Source organism: Burkholderia sp. AW33-5, from assembly GCF_053427615.1.
This window is the reverse complement of the sequence record NZ_JBSAXA010000001.1, coordinates 580,348-595,290: the sequence shown is the minus strand read 5'-3', so window position 1 is coordinate 595,290 and position 14,943 is coordinate 580,348. Positions and strand designations below refer to the sequence as shown.

The 14,943-nt window shown below is 67.6% G+C and carries 11 protein-coding genes; 1 reads left to right on the top strand and 10 read right to left on the bottom strand.

Translation table 11 applies throughout. The features are described from left to right. Nucleotides 1-38 precede the first annotated feature (38 nt). From ACV22V_RS02765 to ACV22V_RS02720, 10 genes are all read right to left on the bottom strand, one after another. Nucleotides 39-1,205: a glycosyltransferase family 4 protein gene (locus ACV22V_RS02765; RefSeq protein ID WP_059531574.1), complete on the bottom strand. Its 1,167-nt coding sequence runs from the start codon at nt 1,203-1,205 to the stop codon at nt 39-41. Then, nucleotides 1,205-2,389, bottom strand: coding sequence for a glycosyltransferase family 4 protein (locus ACV22V_RS02760; protein WP_448012931.1), 1,185 nt, complete (start codon nt 2,387-2,389; stop codon nt 1,205-1,207). Before ACV22V_RS02760 ends, ACV22V_RS02765 begins: the two co-directional genes overlap by 1 nt. After that, entirely contained in the window at nt 2,386-3,852 is a 1,467-nt protein-coding gene (locus ACV22V_RS02755; protein ID WP_059531583.1) for an O-antigen ligase family protein, read from the bottom strand. The genes ACV22V_RS02760 and ACV22V_RS02755 overlap by 4 nt, the downstream gene beginning before the upstream one ends. A gap of 10 nt (nt 3,853-3,862) precedes the next feature. Beyond that, nucleotides 3,863-4,999 carry a glycosyltransferase family 4 protein gene (locus ACV22V_RS02750; RefSeq protein WP_448012930.1) on the bottom strand — a complete coding sequence of 379 codons (1,137 nt, stop codon included), beginning with the start codon at nt 4,997-4,999 and terminating at the stop codon, nt 3,863-3,865. Nucleotides 5,000-5,126: 127 nt separating this feature from the next. Next, entirely contained in the window at nt 5,127-6,086 is a 960-nt protein-coding gene (locus tag ACV22V_RS02745) for a glycosyltransferase family 2 protein (RefSeq protein ID WP_059531589.1), read from the bottom strand. 62 nt (nt 6,087-6,148) lie between these two features. Further along, nucleotides 6,149-8,374, bottom strand: a complete 2,226-nt coding sequence (locus tag ACV22V_RS02740) for a polysaccharide biosynthesis tyrosine autokinase (protein ID WP_059531592.1) — start codon at nt 8,372-8,374, stop codon at nt 6,149-6,151. 50 nt (nt 8,375-8,424) lie between these two features. After that, entirely contained in the window at nt 8,425-9,603 is a 1,179-nt protein-coding gene (locus ACV22V_RS02735; RefSeq protein ID WP_059531595.1) for a polysaccharide biosynthesis/export family protein, read from the bottom strand. Next, nucleotides 9,597-10,040, bottom strand: a complete 444-nt coding sequence (locus tag ACV22V_RS02730; RefSeq protein ID WP_059531598.1) for a low molecular weight protein-tyrosine-phosphatase — start codon at nt 10,038-10,040, stop codon at nt 9,597-9,599. Before ACV22V_RS02730 ends, ACV22V_RS02735 begins: the two co-directional genes overlap by 7 nt. Nucleotides 10,041-10,080: 40 nt before the next feature. Further along, entirely contained in the window at nt 10,081-11,496 is a 1,416-nt protein-coding gene (locus tag ACV22V_RS02725; RefSeq protein ID WP_059531601.1) for a UDP-glucose dehydrogenase family protein, read from the bottom strand. 71 nt (nt 11,497-11,567) lie between these two features. Further along, complete coding sequence (locus ACV22V_RS02720) at nt 11,568-12,941, bottom strand: undecaprenyl-phosphate glucose phosphotransferase (protein WP_059532388.1); 1,374 nt, start codon at nt 12,939-12,941, stop codon at nt 11,568-11,570. Nucleotides 12,942-13,368: 427 nt separating this feature from the next. Here ACV22V_RS02720 and ACV22V_RS02715 point away from each other — a divergent pair, with 427 nt between their 5' ends. Continuing rightward, a complete protein-coding gene (locus ACV22V_RS02715) occupies nt 13,369-14,895 on the top strand; it encodes a mannose-1-phosphate guanylyltransferase/mannose-6-phosphate isomerase (RefSeq protein WP_448012929.1) in 1,527 nt (508 codons plus the stop codon). The last annotated feature ends 48 nt before the right edge of the window (nt 14,896-14,943 follow it).

Here is a 14,943-nt window from a genome sequence, read left to right as displayed (position 1 = left end):
GCGCCGGCCCGACCGTCGCGGCGGCGTGCCGCGTTCGCTTACCCCGCCGCCTGGATCGCCTCTTCGTACACGCCGGCGACGCGTCGCGCGATCACCGCGTTGTCGAAATGGTCGCGCGCGTAGCGCTTGCACGCGGCCTCGTCCGGCAGCGTGATCGCGCCCGACAGCGCGCCGCCGAGCCCTTCCGCGATCGCATCCGCGCCCGTCGACGGCAGCACGAGATCGCTGGACAACCCGGCCACCGCCTCCGGCAGCCCGCCGACCGGCGTCACCAGCACCGGCGTGCCGGACGCCAGCGATTCGACCGTGATCAGCCCGAAGCCTTCGAGCGCGACCGTCGGCACCACGCTGACCGTCGCCGCGCGGTACAGCGCCGCGAGATGATTGTCGGGCACGAAGCCGAGCAGCTTCACGTTGTCCTGCAGCCCCGCGTCGTCGATGCGCTGCTGCAGTTCCTCGCCGATCTTGCCCTTGCCGGCGATCAGCAGCAGCACGTCCGGGTGACGGTGCTTGACGAGACCGATCGCGTCGATCAGGTCTTCCAGCCCCATGCGCCGCACGAGCCGGCGCACGGCCAGCACGATCGGCCGGTCCTGCGGCAGTTGCAGCTTGTGCCGCGCCTCGGCCGGCGTGAGCGGCGTATCGAACTGCGCGGTATCGACGCAGCCGGGAATCACGCGCACGCGCGACGGATCGATGCCGTAGCGGTTCGTCAGGATCTGGCCGAACGCCTGCGACAGCACGATCAGGCGCGACGAGCGCGTATAGACGGCCTGTTCGAGATAGCGCTTCGCGCGCTGCCCGAGCGACGCGGCGCCCTCGACCTGGCTTTCGTCGGCCCACGGCCCCTGGAAATGCGACACCTGCGGAATCCCGCGTGTCACGTCGAGGCCCGGAAACGTGTACAGCGCGAAGTGCGACGAAATCACGTCCGGCCGCTCGCTGCGGATCTCGTCGCGCAACGCGCGGCGCGCGGCGAGCATGCGGCGCGCGAGCGGCTGCGACGCGGGCCCGAAGCCCTGGATCGCGCCGCCCGTGTCGTCGGCGACCTTCGGCGAGCCGGCGACGAGCCCGCGCACCTCGACGCCCGCACCGGGCAGCGCGCCGACGAGCGAGTAGTACATCCGGTCGAGGCCGCCCGCGCGTTCGGGGAACCAGTGCATGCCGATCTGCAACGATTTGATCGGCCGGGAAGATTGGGACATTACGACTGCTCCTGCGTAACCGCATGCTCGACCCGCTCGAACGCGGACGGCTGCGAGGGTTGGCCGATGCGCCGGTAGAGCGCGACATACTGGGCGCCCATGTGGGCCCAGCCGAAACGGGTCATCAGTTCGCGGGCCGCGTCGCCCATCGCGCGGCAGGTGTCGCGCGACGCCGCGAGCGAGCCGATCGCCTGCGCGAGCGCGGCCGGATCGTCGGGGTCCTCCAGCACGATCCCGCAATCGCGCGTGATGATTTCCGCGCCGCCGGCGGTGCGCGCGGTGACGACCGGCAGCCCGGCCGCCATCGCCTCGAGCAGCGACAGGCTCATCGCTTCGTAGCGCGACGGAAACACATACGCGTCGACCGAGCGCATCAGCGTCGGCATGTTCTTCACGAGACCGAGGAAATGCACGCGCGAATCGATGCCGAGCGCGCGCGCCTCGTCCGGATACGGGCTGCCGGGCAGATAACCGGCCACCGCGAGATGGACGTTCGCCGGCAGCTTCGTCAGCGCCTTCAGCACGGTGCCGAGGTTCTTGCGCGGCGTGCGCAGATCGCCGACGAACAGCAGCAGGAACGCATCGTCCGGCAGCTTGAACGCCGCTCGATCGGCCTGCGCGCGCGCGAACGCGCTGCCGTCGACGCCGTTGTAGATCACGCTGATCTTGCCGCTGTCGATGCCGAGCCCGGCGATCTCGTCGGCCACCTTCTGCGACACGGCCGTGATCGCGCGCGAACGCCGGTACGCCCAGCGCTCGAGCGCCGTATTCACGCGCGTGTAGACGTACTGGTACGCCGACCACAGCCCCTTCGTCAGCCCGAACGGGTAATACGGGCTCTTGAACCAGCCGCCGTGCACGAAGTGCGCGGTATTCACGTCGGCCTTGATCCACGAAATGAAACCGTTCACGTGCAGCACGTCGTACTCGCCGCGATGCGCGCGCAGCCACCACGCGCTCTTCAGCGCGAACACCTGCTGCTTGACGAGATTCGACGGCCAGAAGCCGCCGACCTTCACCGGCACCCAGCGCACGCGCGGGTCGGCCAGCAACTCGGGCGCGACATGCGACGCGACCAGCGTGACCTCGTAGCCTTCGGCCAGCGCCGCGCGCGCGATTTCGTAATTGACGCGGCCCTGCCCGTCGTTATGTCGCACGACGTGCGTGACGATCGCGATTCTCAATGGTCGCCTCCCCGTGAACGCGCGGCGGCCAGCAGGCGCTGTGCCTTCTGCCAGTGCGCCGCGGATAGTATTGAAAAAATGGCCGTGAACAGCAGCAGGCCACCCGTGCCGATCAGCGAGTTCGTGAACACGAGCATCGCGAACACCGACAGGCACAGGCTCAGGCATGCGCCGACGAACTTGTCCTTGCGCAGCTTGAACGCCGCGCGCAGCGTGCGGGCGAGCAGCATCACGACGCCCGACAGGTACAGCAGCGTGCCGGGCCAGCCGAGCACGAACGGCACGTTCATCACGCCGCTGTCGAAGCTGCCGTACTTGCCGAGCTCGCCGCTGTCGCTCGACAGCTTGGTGGACGCGCCGGTCGCGCCCATCCCCTCGCCGGCGACGTCGGTGAACGCCGTTTGCGCGAAGGTCGCGTAGAACTTGTTGCGGTCGTCGTAGCTGCGGTCGTCCTTCAGGTTCGTGATCGACTGCAGGCGCGCGCCGAGCCGGTCGGCCACCGGCCCGACGGTCAGCAGCGGCACGCACAGCCCGACCAGCACGACACCGCTGATCAGGATCCGCATCCGCACACGGTTGCTCGACTGCACGAGCTGGATCGCGAGCGCGATCACCCAGCCGCCCCAGGTCGAGCGCACGAGACACAGCGCGAACGACACGAAGCCGGCGGCGCCCGCGAACCAGCGGACCTTCTGCGGCGCCGCGAACACGAACACCAGCGCGCCCATGATCGCGAACGCGAACGGCCCCGACGAGTTCATCGTGCTGAAGACGCGGACGCCGTACGGCACCGGCTCGCCCTGCGAGCCCATGTCCGAGCCGATCATCCACAGCACGTCCCACTGCGGCATCACGAAGTACTGCACGACCCCGTACACGCCCATCACGAGCATGCCCCACATGAACGTGGACAACAGCACGTCGCGGTACTCGGGATAGTCGCGCGAGTTGACCATGATGTGAAAGCCGATCAGCACCGGGTACACCCAGTTCGCGAGGTCGTAGGTCGCGGCCATCACGCCGCTCGACACGATCCCGACCAGATACGCATACGTGAGCCCGAACAGCATCAGCAGCACGGGAATCCCGCGCCGCTGCGCGAGCACGCGGTAATGCCTGAGCAGCCCGAATCCGGCGATCATCGTCACCGCGAGCGGCGCGACCTGGATCAGGCTCGTCGGCGTGAACGCGCCCTTCGACCAGTCGGCGAGACGCCGCACTTCGGGGCTCAGGAACCACACCCACCACATGAAGCCGACGTAGCGCGCCGGGCTCTTGAAATACAGCCAGATGCCGACCGCGATCGCCAGCACCGGAAACGCGAGCGTCAGCACCTTGCCCTGGTGAATGGCGATCAGCGCGGCGGTAAACGTCCACAGCCCGGCCTGCCCGACCCAGTGCTTCGGTTCGGGCAACCGGCTGCGGCTGCGCGACGGTGCGCGTTCGGCGGCAATCGTACTCATCGATCCGCTCTCACCGCGACGACGGGCGCGAATCCGCGAGCGGCATCGCGAGACCGGCCGCCGCCGGCGTGCGACGCTGGCGCAGCATGTCGCGCGTGATCCGCACGTGCTGTTCGGCGAACGCCTGCGTGGTCAGGTCGCGCTCGCGCAGGCACGCGGCCGCGGCACGCGCGCATTCGAGCGCGGCGACCGGATCGGCCACGAAGCGATCGGCGGCCTGGCGCATTGCCGCCGCATCGAACGCCGGCACGTAGGCGGCGGTGTCGTGCGGGAAGTAGTCGCTGAGCCCGCCGACGTCGGACACGATCATCGGCTTGCCGACCGCCGCCGCCTCGAGCATCACGGTGATGCCCGACGCGTGGAAGTTCGGCCGCAGCGGCACGACGATCACGTCGGCCCACGCGTACAGCTCGTGCTGCTTCGCGAGGCCCGAGGCCGAGCCGATCTTCACGTTCGGCGCATGCCACTCGCGCGGCACGCGGCGCCGCGTCGCGAGCCGCACGTCGTAGCGCTCGTCGCCACCGAATGCCGCGAGAAACGTGCGCCAGTCGCGATCGCGGTCGTTGCCGATCGCCGCGATCCGCAGCGGCCGGTTCGGCTGCCACTGCCGCGGCTCCGTCGGCGGGAAGTCCTGCGTGTTCAGCCCGTAGTAGACGAACTCGGCTTCGCGCCCGAGAAAGCGGCGGCACAGCTCGGCGTTGTCGCGGGCGAGCGTCGTCAGCGCGTCGGCGCGCGCGAGCAGCTTGCGGTACAGCCAGCGGCGCGGGCCGCCGAACGTGTTCCACTTGTCGAACAGCCACACGCTCTGCGCGAGCAGCAGCGGACGCTTGCCCTGTGCGCCGGCGAGCTTCAGGATCAGCGCGGCGGCGAGATGCTCCTGCTCCGTGTGCGTCCAGATCACGTCGGTGCTCAACAACGCGGCGCGATTGCGCCACGCATGCACGACGTCGAAGCCGAGCGCCGCCTTCAGCGCACGGCGCGCGAGGCTCGCGACGCGGTTCTCGCGCCGGTCCTGCGAATAGGTCAGCCGGAATTCGTCGGATTCCGCGTGGTGATAGCCGTACAGGCAGCCGATGTTCTCGCCTTTCCGGTAAGTACGCGGATCGGCGCCGTAGAACAGGTGGACGTGAACCTTCGTGGAATTCATGCAAGCCTCCGCCGGGCCGCCCCAAGGATGCTGACCGTCCCCTCGGGGGACAGCGAACAAAGTGAGCGTTGGGGTCGTACCATTTCAAGCCCTCCGGGGATGGCCGCGCGTCGTGCGCGCAGCCCGTTCAAGACGTCACCGGCGGCATCGCCGCACGATGGGGGGCAAGGTCGGCGCGGCGCGCATCGCGTGCGCCGCGGCGCACCGCGCGCCAGTGCTCGCGCACGCGCTCGCGCCGCGCGGTATGCAGCGACAGCAGCACATGTGCGAAGCCCGGATAGACGCGCGTGCCGATCAGCGTCCACCACCACCACGCGATCTCGCGCCGCACCGGCGGCAGATGCTCGCGCAGGATCAGGTGCAGGTTGTACGCGCCGTTGCTGATCGCATTGAGCGATGCGGCGTCGCGCCGGTCGTCGTCGAAACGCTCGGCCGGAAAATGATCGACCGCGATCGCCGGATCGTAGACGAGCGTCCAGCCGTCACGCTGCACCTGCATGCTGAAACCCATGTCGTTGTGCACCTGCGCGCCCGCGCCGCGCAGCCGCGTGTCGAAGCGCAGACGTTCGATCGCGGCGCGGCGGTAGCTCATGTTCGCGCCCTTGAGCATGTCGACTTCGCGCGCGCCGCCGACGCCCAGATGATGGTTGCCGATGATCTTGCCGGACAGCGTGAGCTGGCCGACGAGCTCGCGCGACTCGTCGAGCACGCGGCCCTTCTCGTGCACCCAGTCGCGGCCGCCGACCGCGCCCACGCGCGGGTCGGCCAGGAACACGGCCTCGATGCGCGCGAGCCAGTCGGCGCGCGGCGCCGCGTCGTCGTCGGTGATCGCGACGACGTCGCCGTTCGCCGAGTCGAGCCCCTTGTTCAGCGCGGCGACCTGCCCCGGCACGTCGACCGGCACGATCCGCAGCGGCAGCATGCCGCCGACCGACGGGTCGGCGAGGCGCTCGTGCGTGGCATCGTCCTCCGGGCGCGCGACCACGATCACCTCGTCGGGCAGCCGCTGCTGACGCTGCAGCGCCAGCAGGCAGCGCGCGAGGTCGGCAGGACGCCTGTAGGTCGGAACGAGCACGGAAATTTTCATCGAGGGTTCTCCAGTCGGCCGGGCCGGCGCTGCGCACGCCGGCCCGGTTTCGTGCAATGCCGTCAGGCGCTCAGGTATTCGTGGACGGCCGCATAGCCGCGGCCGTAGCCGCGCGCCTTCGGCGGCACGCCGTTGAAGATCCCGCCTTCCAGATCGACGCCCGCGGTACGCAGGCGCTTGATCGCGTCGGCGATCTCGCCTTCGGTATGCATGCCCGAGCGCAGCACCATGAAGGTCGCGCCGGCCATGCGGCCGATGATGGTCGCGTCGGTCACCGCCAGCACCGGCGGCGAATCGATCAGCACGACGTCGTAGCGCTTGCCGAGCCCTTCGAGGTATTGCGGCAGGCGCGTCGACATCAGCAGCTCCGACGGGTTCGGCGGGCGCGTGCCGGCCGAGATGAACGACAGGCCCTGCACCGGCGTCTCGCGGATCGCCTCCTCGAGCGGCGACTGATCGCTCAGCAGTTCCGACAGGCCCGGCTGCGCGGTGAGGCCGAAGTAGCGGTCGAGCATGCCGCGGCGCATGTCGGCGTCGATCAGCAGCACGCGCTTGCCCGAATGCGCGAGCAGCACCGCGAGGTTGACCGTCAGGAAGCTCTTGCCGATGCCCGGCGTCGGACCGGTCAGCACGACCACGCGATTCTTCGCGTCCATCATCGCGAACTGCATCGCGGTGCGCAGGCTGCGCATGCTTTCGACGCTCAGGTCCTTCGGACGCAGGCTCGCGAGGATCGGCCGCGCGCGGCCGCCGCCCTTCTCGGCCATGGCGTCGAGCTTCACCTGCTCGGTGCTTTGCGGCACCAGCCCGTACAGCGGCAGGTTGAAGGTGCGCTCCACGCGATCCGGATCCTCGATCCCCTGGAACAGGTTGCGGCGCAGGAACACGACGCCGGTACCGAGAATCAGCCCGAGGAACACCGCGGCCGACAGGATCAGCACCTTCTTCGGCTTGACCGGGTCGCCCGGGCGCAGCGCGGAATCGACGAGGTGGATGTTGCCGCCCGTGCCGGCCTTCTGCACCGACAGTTCCTGCACGCGGTTCAGCAGCAGAACGTAGATGTCCTCGGCGACCTTCGCGTCACGCTGGAGCTGGACGGCCTTCACTTCGGTCGCCGGCAGGCTGCGGAAGCGGTTGCTGAACTTGTCCTTCTCGCCCTGCAGCTCCGCGAGCTGCTGCTTCGCGGCGATCACCATCGGATGCGAATCGGTGAAGCGCTGCGCGAGCGACGCGAGTTGGAGGCGCTGAGCCGCGATCTGCTGCTCGTACTGCACGCTGCCTTCGAGGTAGACCTTCGCCTCGTCGCTCGCGTTGATCGAGCCGGACGTGCGCTGATACTGCGTCAGCGCGGCTTCCGCGCGCTCGAGGTCGGACTTCAGCCGCGGCTCCTCGCCCTTCAGGAAGTCGAGCATCTTGGTCGCTTCGGCCTGCTTCGCGATCACGTGCTGGTTCAGGTACGACTGCGCGAGCGCGTTCGCGATCGCGGCGGTCTGGTCCGGGTCCTTGCCTTCGAGCGAGATCTGCACGACGCCCGTCTGCTTGCCCTGCTCGGACACCTGGATGCCCGACTGGAAGCCGGTGATCGCGTCGAGATCGTTGTAGCGGACCACGGTGAACTGCGTGCCCGGACGCGCGACCAGCTTCTGCACGAGCAGCGTCACGCCGCCGCCCTGCTCCGATTCGCCGACACGGCCCGACAGCAGGCGGTTGCCGTTCGGTCCGACCAGCGTATACGTGCCGTTCGGGCCGGCCGTCAGCGTCATCTTCTTGCCTTCGAGCGCGGGCACGACGTTGATCGTGTCGACGTCGGCGACTTCGCCGCCCCATGCGTACGACCGCAGGCCGAACCACGCGCGCGACGGCTCGCCGGGCGTCGCGACGCGCGCGGACAGGCTGCCGAGCAGCGGAATCGTCTTCGGCACGACCGAGAAGTTCAGCTTGAACTGCTCGACGACCGGCGTGACGACGCCGCGGCTCTTGATGATCTCGATTTCCGCGTCGGTCTGCGCCTGCTGCGGGCCGCTGTTGATCGTCGCCCCCGTCTGCGTCTGCGTGAGCGCCTGCGACGTGTTGTCGTTGCTCTCGACCCGCACGTGTACGTCGGCCTGGTACACCGGTTTCGCGATGTAGCAGTAGAGGCCGGCGAGCGCGATGACGGTCACCGCGATGCCGAGCAGCAGCCAGATGTCGTCCATCAACACCTGGAGCAGCTGGCCGAGGACGACGTCCTCTTCCTCGGTTTTCGCGGTCAGATCCGCGTAGGCGTGTTTTGCTTGCGTGTTCACCATTCGTTCCCGCTTGAGTGGTGCCGGGGCGGAGGCGCCGCCCCGGCGGGCTATCAGCGCGTGATTTGCCGCATGTAGAAGATCGTCTGGATCGTCGGCAGCACTTGCTGCAGCACACGGTTGAACTGCACCGAGCTGGCCGTGCTGACGTAGACGACGTCGAGCGGCTGGAGCGGGAAGCGGCTCGACAGCATCAGCGCATCCGGCTGCGTCATGTCGAGACGGAACACTTCCGGCTTCGTCGGGTTGTCACGCATCCCGCGCATCACGTAGATCTTGCGCGGGTTCGCATCGGTGTCGAGGATGCCGCCGCCGGCCGTCAGCGCGTCGGCGATGGTCAGCCGGCCCTTGAGCATCGGCACCGTGACCGGCGTCTTGACCTCGCCCATGATGAACACGCGGCTGTCGCTGCGGTCCGGCACGTTGACGATGTCGCCCTGCTGCAGCATCACGTTCTGCTTCACTTCGCCGCGGTCGAGCACGCCGTTCGCATCGAGCGTGTAGAGCTTGCCGTCGCGCGTCAGGCGCACGCGCTGCAGGTCGGCCTCGGCGGTCGAGCCGCCCGAGCGCGAGATTGCATCGACCAGCGTCAGCGGCACGTCGCTCATCGCGAGCGGGCCCGGCGTCTTCACCTCGCCCGTCACCTGCACCTTCTGGCTGCGGAACGACAGCACGCGCACGTCGAGCTGCGGATTCTTCACGTAGCGCGCGAGGCGCGTGGCCAGCTCGTCGCGCGTCTGCGCGATCGTCTTGCCCGCCACGTGGATGCGGCCGACGAACGGGAAGAAGATCGTGCCGTCGGCGGCCACGGTCTGGCCGTACGGATCGGCCTGGCCCGGCAGCGACGACGAATACGGCTGCTGCAGCGCGCCCGCGATCGTCTGCGTCGTGTTGCCGCCGCTCGAGAACGACTGGCCCTGCGGCGTCGTCAGCTCGGGGTGGTCCCACACGGTGACGCCGAGAATGTCCTGCGGGCCGATGCGGTAAACGTATTGCGACGGATCGGTGTAGCGGCCCGGCGGCAGCGGGTGTTCGACCTGCTGCTTCTGCAGCTGATCCATCACCAGCTTCGCGTCGATGTAATGAACCGGATAGGTTTCGGTCTGGCCTTGCCGGCCTTCGTCCTTCAGGTTCGACGAGTCGAGATAGTTGCCGGGCGCGGTCGCGCACGCCGACAGGAATGTCGTCATCGCGACGGCGAGCGCCAGCGGGCGCATGGGACGTTTCAGCATAGTTTTTGCAGCCATCCTTGAACCAGACGTTCGATCAATGAGTAGCTCTCGCGATAGTCGGCCTCGGGGCCGCCATGCGGATCCGCGATCTCGGCGTCCTCCCACTTGCCCAGCAGGTGGACCTTGCCGCGCGCGAACGGATCGACCGATTCGACGGCCTTGATCTGTTCGCGCTCGCTGACGAGAATCAGGTCGGCGTCGCGCACGATCCGGCGCGACAGCCGCCGCGACCGGTGCGTCGTCGCATCGACGCCGCGCTCGGCGAGCAGTTGCCGCATCACCGGATCGATGCCGTCGCCGTCGTTCGCGCGCACGCCGGCGGAGTGGAACGTCACGCGCGGGCCGCCACGCGACGCCGCGTGCGACTTGAACAGCAGTTCCGCCGCCGGACTGCGGCAGACGTTCGCGTGACAGACGATCAGGATGTTCCGGAACATGGCGTCTCGATTCGGGTTACGGGTAACGGCGACGCGCGGATTACGCGTTGGCGCGCGCAGCGCCCGGCACGCGGGCGGCGACGGCCTGGCGCGAGCCGGGGCGGCCGATCGGGTGATATTCGATGCCCTGCTCGCTCATCGTCTCCGGCTCGTACAGATTGCGGCCGTCGAAGATCACCGGCGATTTCCATTGACGGCCGAGCGCGACGAAATCCGGGCTCTTGAACGCCTTCCATTCGGTGACGATCACGAGCGCGTCGGCATCGCGCGCGGCCTGCGCCTCGTCGTCGACGAAGGTGAGGCGCTCGAGCCAGCTCGGGTGATCCGCGAGATCGAGCGCGAGCACGCGGCGCGCTTCCTGCTGCGCGACCGGGTCGTACGCCGCGATGCGCGCGCCGCGCGACAGCAGCTCGGCGATCAGCTCGCGGCTCGGTGCCTCGCGCATGTCGTCGGTGTTCGGCTTGAACGCGAGACCCCAGATCGCGAACGTGCGGCCCGTCAGGTCCTCGCCGAAACGCGCGACGATCTTGTCGGCGAGCACGCGCTTTTGCGTCGCGTTGACCGACGACACGGCCTTCAGGATCTGCAGCGACTGGCCGTGCTCGTCGGCGGTGCGGATCAGCGCCTCGACGTCCTTCGGGAAGCACGAGCCGCCGTAGCCGCAGCCCGCATACAGGAAGTGATAGCCGATGCGCGGATCGGAACCGATCCCGCGGCGCACGGCCTCGATGTCTGCGCCGAAGCGGTCGGCCAGGTTCGCGAGCTCGTTCATGAACGAGATGCGCGTCGCGAGCATCGCGTTCGCCGCGTATTTCGTGAATTCGGCCGAGCGCACGTCCATGTACAGCGTGCGTTCGTGGTTGCGGTTGAACGGCGCGTAGAGCTTCTTCATCAGCTCGCGCGCGCGCTCGCCCGGCACGTCGTCGTCGCAGCCGATCACGATGCGGTCCGGCCGCGTGAAATCGTCGACCGCCGCGCCTTCCTTCAGGAATTCCGGATTCGACACGACCGAGAACATCGGGGCGTCGCCGCCGCGCTTCGAGAGTTCCTCGGCCACCGCCGCGCGCACGCGCTCGGCCGTGCCGACCGGCACCGTCGACTTGTCGACGATCACCTTGAAGCCTTTCATGTAGCGGCCGATGTTGCGCGCCGCCGCGAGCACGTATTGCAGGTCGGCCGAACCGTCCTCGTCGGGCGGCGTGCCGACCGCGATGAACTGCACGTCGCCGTGCGCGACCGCGGCCTCGATGTCGGTCGAGAAGCGCAGGCGGCCGGCCGCGCGGTTGCGCGCGATGACTTCCTTGAGGCCCGGCTCGTGGATCGGCACGCCGCCGTTGTTCAGGACGTCGATCTTCGCCTGATCGACGTCGAGACAGAACACGTCGTGCCCGATGTCGGCGAGACAGGCGCCGGTGACAAGACCTACGTAACCGCTGCCGATGATAGTCAGATTCATGATGTGTCGGACCTCGTGACCAATGATTCGAAATTCGTGAAACCGGAGTGTCTGCGCGGGATGAAACCGCGTCAGTACGCGTTGCTGCCGGTGAAGCCTTTCCAGAGCGTCAGCACGACGATCTTGATGTCGAGCCAGAACGACCAGTTCTGCATGTAGTACAGATCGAGCTTCACGCGTCCCATCATCTTCTCGATCTGGTCGGTCTCGCCGCGAAAGCCGTTGATCTGCGCCCAGCCGGTGATGCCCGGCTTGATCCGGTAGCGGAACATGTAGCCCTTCACCAGATCCTTGTAGATGTCGTCGTGCGCGAGCGCATGGGGCCGCGGGCCGACGACCGACATCTCGCCCTTCAGCACGTTGATGAACTGCGGCAGTTCGTCGAGGCTCGTGCGGCGCAGGAAGCGGCCGACCGGCGTCACGCGCGAGTCGTTCTTGGTCGCCTGCGTGACCTGTCCGGCGACTTCCTGATGCACCTTCATCGAGCGGAACTTGTAGATCTCGAACTCGTGGCCGTCGATGCCCTTGCGCTTCTGGCGGAAGAACACCGGCCCGCGCGACGTGAGCTTGATCAGGCACGCGATCAGCACCATCGCCGGCGCGAGCGCCGTGAGCGCGGCCAGCGCGAACAACCGGTCGAACACGAACTTCGGCAGGATCCGCACGTCGGTGATCGGCGACGCCGCGAGGTTGATCGCCGGCACGCCGAGCACCTCGACCACTTCCTGGTTGAAGAACGACAGCGTGCGCACGTCCGGAATGAAACGGATATTCACGAAGTCGTGGCGGAACACCGTCACGATCTGGTGAATCCGGCGCTCCTCCGTGATCGGCAGCGTGAGCCACAGCTCGCTGATCGCGCGGCTGCGCACCAGCCACACCAGCGATTCGAACTGCCGCTCGATGCGCACGTCGTCGAGCGCGACTTCGCCCGGCACTTCGCTTTCGTCGTACACGCACACCGGGTTGAAGCCCGCTTCCGGACGCGCCCGCATCTGTGCGATCAGCCGCCGCGCCGCCGGCGTGCCGCCGACGATCGCCACCGCCTTCAGGTTGTAGCCGCCGCGGCGCAGTTGCCGGAGCACGACGTGCACGCAAGCCTTGGAGCCGGCAAGCAGCGCCATCGTCACGAGCGCCCAGTAGCCGAGCCACAGTCGCGACAGGTCGCCCGACTGGTGGAAGCTGAAGCTCATCAGGATGCCCGCGAGCTCGACCACCAGCCACGCGAACGCGACGCGCCCCACCAGCCCGACGAGGCGCTTGCCGCGCCACGACTGGTAAATGCCGATCGCCGGAAAGAACACGACGACCAGCAGGCAGTCGAACAGCACCGTCGTGCGCTGCAGGTCGTTGAGCCAGATGCTGCCGCCGTGCAGCGCGGCGGCGATCAATGCCCCCAACACGACCATCGCAATATCGATGACTCTCGCCAGCACGCTCAACATGTCCGCTTCCTCTTTGAACAGGCGTTTGCCGAACAGCTCCTCGTGCAGCCCGTGCCGCACCTTCGATTCAAACGTTGCATGACGCTATTGAAGCGACAAGAAAATCGCGCCTCAAGCGCTCAAGTATTTCGAAAAATAATCGGAAATTCTTGCCGCGCGATTCTTGAATTAAATCGGCACGTTTTCCCGAATCGGTCGTGAATCGGGATTTTTTCGAGAACTTTGCGACCCCCGCCAACCCTTTGCAGGATGGGGCCCCAGCCCGATTGATCGAATTATTTTTTATTTTTTTATTTGCATCGCGTGCGATAGGGGAAAAATTTCCATGACGCATGCGCGCCGAATATCGCGCATATCGCCCGGTTTTATTGTCGATTTACTTCATGCTACAAAACAGGCACTGACTTCAATCGAGGAGAGTGTCATCATGAATGCTCCGGCCGTGGCAGCCGATACGCGCCCTTCTTCTTCCGCCGCAACCGACGCCGCGACGCGTGTCGCGGTGCAGCCGGTGATCCTTGCCGGCGGTTCGGGCACGCGTCTGTGGCCGATGTCGCGCGAACACTATCCGAAACAGCTGATCGGCCTGCTCGGCGATCATTCGCTGCTGCAATCCACCGCGCTGCGGCTCGACGGCCTCGCGACCGGCCATCCGCTGAACGACGACGTGCTGATCGTGTGCGGCGAGGATCACCGCTTCACGACCGCCGAACAACTGCGCCTGACCGGCAAGCGTGCATCGATCATGCTCGAGCCGCTCGGCCGCGACACCGCGCCCGCGCTGACGCTCGCCGCGCTGCGGATCGTCGCCGGCGGCGGCGATGCCGTGATGACCGTGATGCCGGCCGACCACGCGGTGGCCGACCAGCCGCGCTTTCATGCGGCCGTCGCGGCCGGCGTGCACTGCGCGGCCCAGGGCAAGATCGCGACGATGGGCATCGTGCCGGGCCGCGCCGAAACGGGCTACGGCTACATCCGCGTCGGCGCGCCGCTCGGCGACGCCGCCACCGGCAACCTCGACGTGCGCCGTCTCGACCGCTTCGTCGAGAAGCCGCATCTCGAACTCGCGCAGCAGTACGTCGCATCCGGCGAATACTGGTGGAACAGCGGGATCTTCATCGTGCGCGCGTCGGTGTGGCTGAACGCGATCCGCCAGCTCGAACCCGAGATCCTCGCGGCCTGCGAGCAGGCCGTCGCACGCGGCAAGGACGACGGCGACTTCTTCCGCGTCGATCGCGACGCGTTCGCCGCGTCGCCGTCGAACTCGATCGACTACGCGGTGATGGAGCGGCTCGTGAACCTGCCGCAGCTGTGCGAAAGCGTCGTCGTGCCGCTCGACGCGGGTTGGTCGGACGTCGGTTCGTGGGACGCGATCTGGCAGATCCTGCCGAAGGACGAAGCCGAGAACGTCGGCCGCGGCCACGTGCTGTTCGAAAACGCCGAATCGACCTTCGCGCATTCGGAAAGCCGGCTCGTCGCGTGTGTCGGCACGCACAATCTCGTCGTCGTCGAAACGCCCGATGCCGTGCTCGTCGCCGACAAGTCCCGCGTGCAGGACGTGAAGAAGATCGTCGGGCGCATCAAGGCCGAACGCGGCGCCGAAGCGACCGATCACCGCAAGGTCCATCGCCCGTGGGGGCATTACGACTCGGTCGACATGGGCGAGCGCTTCCAGGTGAAACGCATCGTCGTGAAGCCGGGCGCGCGACTGTCGCTGCAGATGCACCACCACCGCGCCGAACACTGGATCGTCGTGCGCGGCACCGCGCGCATCACGCGCGGCGACGAAACCTTCCTGCTGTCCGAAAACGAATCGACGTACATCCCGCTCGGCGTGTCGCACCGTCTCGAGAACCCGGGCAAGATGCCGCTCGAACTGATCGAAGTGCAGTCGGGCGCGTATCTCGGCGAGGACGACATCGTCCGCTTCGACGATACTTACGGACGCCAGTGACGCGATGTCCGCCGGGCGCGCCGTCTCGACGGTGCGCCCGGCATCGCG

What these genes read in the sequence shown, in the direction of transcription:
- ACV22V_RS02765 (WP_059531574.1), bottom strand. Translation starts at nt 1,205, where the DNA reads ATGTCCCAATCTTCCCGGCCGATCAAATCGTTGCAGATCGGCATGCAC.
- ACV22V_RS02755 (WP_059531583.1), bottom strand. Translation starts at nt 3,852, where the DNA reads ATGAGTACGATTGCCGCCGAACGCGCACCGTCGCGCAGCCGCAGCCGG.
- ACV22V_RS02750 (WP_448012930.1), bottom strand. Translation starts at nt 4,999, where the DNA reads ATGAATTCCACGAAGGTTCACGTCCACCTGTTCTACGGCGCCGATCCG.
- ACV22V_RS02745 (WP_059531589.1), bottom strand. Translation starts at nt 6,086, where the DNA reads ATGAAAATTTCCGTGCTCGTTCCGACCTACAGGCGTCCTGCCGACCTC.
- ACV22V_RS02740 (WP_059531592.1), bottom strand. Translation starts at nt 8,374, where the DNA reads ATGGTGAACACGCAAGCAAAACACGCCTACGCGGATCTGACCGCGAAA.
- ACV22V_RS02735 (WP_059531595.1), bottom strand. Translation starts at nt 9,603, where the DNA reads ATGCTGAAACGTCCCATGCGCCCGCTGGCGCTCGCCGTCGCGATGACG.
- ACV22V_RS02730 (WP_059531598.1), bottom strand. Translation starts at nt 10,040, where the DNA reads ATGTTCCGGAACATCCTGATCGTCTGTCACGCGAACGTCTGCCGCAGT.
- ACV22V_RS02725 (WP_059531601.1), bottom strand. Translation starts at nt 11,496, where the DNA reads ATGAATCTGACTATCATCGGCAGCGGTTACGTAGGTCTTGTCACCGGC.
- ACV22V_RS02720 (WP_059532388.1), bottom strand. Translation starts at nt 12,941, where the DNA reads ATGTTGAGCGTGCTGGCGAGAGTCATCGATATTGCGATGGTCGTGTTG.
- ACV22V_RS02715 (WP_448012929.1), top strand. Translation starts at nt 13,369, where the DNA reads ATGAATGCTCCGGCCGTGGCAGCCGATACGCGCCCTTCTTCTTCCGCC.